Here is a 1,109-nt window from a genome sequence, read left to right on the forward strand (position 1 = left end):
TCCGTGCTCACCAACAAGTACGCCGAAGGCTACCCCGCCAAACGCTACTACGGCGGCTGCGAAGTCGTCGATAAGGCCGAAAACCTCGCCCGCGACCGCGCCAAGAAACTCTTCGGCTGCGACCACGTCAACGTCCAGCCCCACGCCGGCAGCCAGGCCAACATGGCCGTCTACTTCTCCCAGCTCCAGCCCGGCGACACCATCCTGGCCATGAACCTCACCGATGGCGGACACCTCACCCACGGCTCCCCCGTCAACTTCTCCGGCAGACTCTACAACGTCGTCCCCTACGGCGTCAGCCGCGACACCGAGACCATCGACTTCGACCAGGTGCGCGAGCTTGCCCGCAAGCATCATCCCAAGATGATCGTCTGCGGCGCCAGCGCCTACCCCCGCATCATCGACGCGTCGAAATTCCGCGAGATCGCCGACGAAGTCGGGGCCCTCGTCATGTTCGACATCGCCCACATCGCCGGCCTCGTCGCCGCCGGAGTCCATCCCAATCCCGTGCCCTACTGCGACTTCGTCACCACCACCACCCACAAGACCCTGCGCGGCCCCCGCGGCGGCATGGTCATGTGCAAAGAACAGTACGCCAAGAAACTCGACTCCGCCATCTTCCCCGGCATGCAGGGCGGCCCCCTCATGCACATCATCGCCGCCAAAGCCGTCGCCTTCGCCGAAGCCCTCAGACCCGAGTTCAAGACCTACCAGCAGAACATCGTCGGCAACTGCAAACACCTTGCCGAAAAGATGATGGAGAAAGGCTTCCGCCTCGTCTCCGGCGGCACCGACAACCACCTGATCCTCGTCGACCTGACCAGCAAAGGAGTGACCGGCAAACAGGCGCAGATCGCGCTCGACCAGGCCGGCATCACCGTCAACCGCAACACCATCCCGTTCGAGACCCTGAGCCCGATGGTGACCAGCGGCGTGCGCATCGGCACGGCGGCGGCGACCACGCGCGGCTTCGGCCGCGAGGAAATGGAGAAGATCGCCGGCTGGATCGACCGCGTGGTCACCCACATCGACGACGAAGCGGAGATCGGGAAAGTCCGCGCCGAGATCACCGAACTCTGCGAGGCGAAACCGCTCTATCCCGGGCTGTA

The 1,109-nt window shown here is 64.6% G+C and carries 1 protein-coding gene; it reads left to right on the forward strand.

The genetic code is table 11. The annotated features are described in order from the left end of the window. On the forward strand, window positions 1-1,109 hold a 1,109-nt coding region (locus B0D78_RS12100), incomplete at both ends, for a serine hydroxymethyltransferase (RefSeq protein ID WP_143521874.1).

Source organism: Pyramidobacter sp. C12-8 (assembly GCF_002007215.1).
In the GTDB taxonomy this organism is placed as follows: Bacteria; Synergistota; Synergistia; order Synergistales; family Dethiosulfovibrionaceae; genus Pyramidobacter.